Below are 2,832 nucleotides of genomic sequence, written 5' to 3' on the forward strand. Positions count from 1 at the left end.
GAGCTGCATCGACTGGCGGGTACGGACGAACATGCGCTCGTTGTCGGCGCCGGGGGCGATGTCGAGTTCGGCGATGACATAGGAAATATCGCCCGCGACGGCGTTGCAGAAGCGCCGGGTCACCAGTTCCCAATGCCGGTCCACGAAGATGAACGACAGGATCGACTGCGACAGGAGCACCGGGGCGACGATGATGATGAGGGCGCGGGCGAACAGATTCTTGGGCAGGATCTGGCGGATGAAGCGCCCGACGCGGTCGATCGGGTCGGGCCGCCGGATCAGTTCAGCCACAGCACATAACCCTTGCCGCGCACGGTCTGCAGGTGGTTCGGCGCCTTGGGGTCGTCCTCGATCTTGCGGCGCAGGCGCGTTACCTGCACGTCGATGGTGCGCTCCTGGGTCTGGCCGGTGGCGACGGCCAGCTCCTCGCGGCTGATCGGCTGGCCCGGCTTCTCGGCAAGGAGGCGGATCAGCTTCAATTCGCCCGAGGTCAGGCGCACGGTCTCGCTGCCCCGCTGCAACTGCCCGCGGTTGAGGTCGAGGCGCCAGGCGCCGAGATTGATCACCTCGGACGATCCGGGGGCCGGTGGCGGCGGCGCGTGGCGGCGCAGGATCGCCTGGATGCGCAGCACCAGCTCCCGCGGCTCGAAGGGCTTCGGCAGGTAATCGTCGGCCCCGGCCTCGAGCCCGGCGATGCGGTCGTCGGGCTGCCCCCGCGCGGTCAGCAGCAGGACGGGCAGGTCGGCGTCCTCGCGCAGGCGGCGGGTCAGGGAAATACCGTCTTCGCCCGGCATCATGACGTCGAGGATGACGAGATCGAAGGCGATGGCCTCGACCTGGCGGCTCGCCTCCTCGGCATCGCCGGCGGTCGAGACGCGGAAACCCTGATCGCCGAGATATTTCGCCAGCAGGGCGCGCAGCCGGGCGTCGTCGTCGACGACGAGGAGATGGGCGGGGGCGATGTCGCTCACAGCGGTCAGTCCTTGTCGACCGAGGCGAGGATGGTTTCGCGCCCGGCCTCGTCGATGAGACCGATCAGCACCTTGCGGAAACCGGCGACCGCCTCGGCCCCGGCTTCGCGATAGGCCTTGGTGACCCGGGCGCGCTGGAGGCCGGACAATTGCCGCTCCAGCTCGGTGCCCTTGTCGGTCAGGGACAGCAGGCGCTGGCGCCGGTCGCGCGTGCCTTGCGTCTGCACGACGAGGCCTTCCTCGATCAGTTGCGACAGCACGCGGGACAGGCTCTGCTTGGTGATGCGCAGGATGCCCAGCAATTCGTTCACCGTCATGCCCGGGCGGCGGCCGACGAAATGGACCACCCGGTGATGGGCCCGGCCCATGCCGTGGCGCGACAGGATCGCGTCGGCGTCCGAGGTGAAATCGCGATAGGCGAAGAACAGCAGCTCGATCCCCTGGCGGATTTCCTCGTCGCGCAGGAACAGGGGGTTGGGGCGCGCTTGCTGCTGGCTGTTCATGGGAGTCGCGATCTTCGACAAAGGGTGCCCAGCATCCTGCCCTGTCGCCGGGAATGCGCAAGATGCTTCGAATTATATGTCAGCTATTCTGACATAAAACGCGATGGAGAGGGGGCGAAATTTTCGGCCGGCCGTCCGCTAGGCGCCGTCCGGCACCGAATCGACTCCCCATTCGGCGTAATGGGGGATGTGGTCCTCGCCCAGCACGATCCAGGGCAGCTGCTTGGACACCCAGGTGTGATATTCGGGCGAGATTCGCGACGGTTCGTCCAGCGTCGCGCAGGTGAAGTCGATTTCCTCCGCCAGTTCGACGAAGCGGAAGGTGAGCTGGCTGCCGCAGCGGGTGCAGAACTGCCGGCGCGAGCGCGGCGACCAGGCATATTCGGTCACCCGGCCTTCGAGCGCGAAGGCGGCGCGCGGCACCGTCGCCCAGGTGACGAAGCCGGCGCCCGAAGCCTTGCGGCACAGGGTGCAATGGCAATGGCTGACGGAGGTGGGCGCCGCCGTGATCCGGTAACGCACCGCCCCGCACAGGCAGGAGCCGGTCAGCGGGTCCCCGGCGGTCACCGGCCGGGCAGGCGCGTCGCTCATGTCAGATATCCAGCTCGCACCAGACCGGCGTGTGGTCCGACGGCTTTTCCTTTTCGCGCGGGGCGCGGTCGACCCCGGCGTCGAGCAGCTTGTCCGCGGCTTGCGGCGAGAGCAGCAGATGGTCGATGCGCAGGCCGTTGTTCCGCTCGAAGGCCCGGCCCTGATAATCCCAATAGGTATAGCGCCGGGGCCCGGGGTCGATCGCCATCAAGGCATCGGTATAGCCGAGGTTGAGCAGGCGGCGGAAGGCCGAGCGGCTTTCCGGCTGGCACAGGGCATCGTCGCGGAAGGCGGCGGGGTCGTAGCAGTCGCCGTCGGTCGGGCAGACGTTGTAGTCCCCCGCCAGCACCAGCGGCTCCTCGAGCGCGAGCAGGTTCGCGGCCTGATCGCGCAGCCGCGCCATCCAGCGCAGCTTGTAGGGAAATTTCTCGGTGTCGATCGGATTGCCGTTGGGCAGATAGATCGAGGCGACGCGCAGGCGGCCGCCGATCAGCGCCTGCAGATAGCGCGCCTGCTCGTCCTCCTCCTCGCCGGGGAGGCGCTGTTCCTCGATCTCGATGCTGTCCTTCGCCAGGATGGCGACGCCGTTATAGCTCTTCTGACCGACGTAGCGGACGTTGTAACCCGCGTCCTCGACCTCCTCGGTCGGCATTTCGAGGGTCTTCAATTCCTGAAGACAGACGACGTCCGGCCCGGCTTCGCGCAGCCAGTCGACCAGATTGGCCATCCTCGCCTTGACCGAGTTGACGTTGAAGCTGGCGATCCGC

The 2,832-nt window shown here is 67.4% G+C and carries 4 protein-coding genes and 1 pseudogene; all 5 read right to left on the reverse strand.

The annotated features are described in order from the left end of the window. Window positions 1–291, reverse strand: a pseudogene (locus tag WC493_RS23045) (hypothetical protein); the annotation flags it as partial. Further along, complete coding sequence (locus tag WC493_RS23050; protein ID WP_373068961.1) at window positions 279–962, reverse strand: response regulator; 684 nt, start codon at window positions 960–962, stop codon at window positions 279–281. The gene WC493_RS23050 and the pseudogene WC493_RS23045, both read right to left, overlap by 13 nt. A gap of 14 nt (window positions 963–976) precedes the next feature. Then, window positions 977–1,474: a MarR family winged helix-turn-helix transcriptional regulator gene (locus WC493_RS23055; protein ID WP_373068955.1), complete on the reverse strand. Its 498-nt coding sequence runs from the start codon at window positions 1,472–1,474 to the stop codon at window positions 977–979. Between the two features lie 138 nt (window positions 1,475–1,612). Next, window positions 1,613–2,065 (reverse strand): GFA family protein, encoded by a 453-nt coding sequence (locus WC493_RS23060; RefSeq protein ID WP_373068957.1) that lies wholly within the window; start codon window positions 2,063–2,065, stop codon window positions 1,613–1,615. Window position 2,066: 1 nt separating this feature from the next. After that, a partial coding sequence (xth, locus tag WC493_RS23065) for an exodeoxyribonuclease III (RefSeq protein WP_373068959.1) occupies window positions 2,067–2,832 on the reverse strand: 766 nt, incomplete at its 5' end.

The sequence above is a fragment of the Zavarzinia sp. genome, assembly GCF_041650655.1.
Classification (GTDB): Bacteria; Pseudomonadota; Alphaproteobacteria; order Zavarziniales; family Zavarziniaceae; genus Zavarzinia.

Coding starts and splice junctions, on each gene's coding strand:
- WC493_RS23055 (WP_373068955.1), bottom strand. CDS start 1,474: ATGAACAGCCAGCAGCAAGCGCGCCCCAACCCCCTGTTCCTGCGCGAC.
- WC493_RS23060 (WP_373068957.1), bottom strand. CDS start 2,065: ATGAGCGACGCGCCTGCCCGGCCGGTGACCGCCGGGGACCCGCTGACC.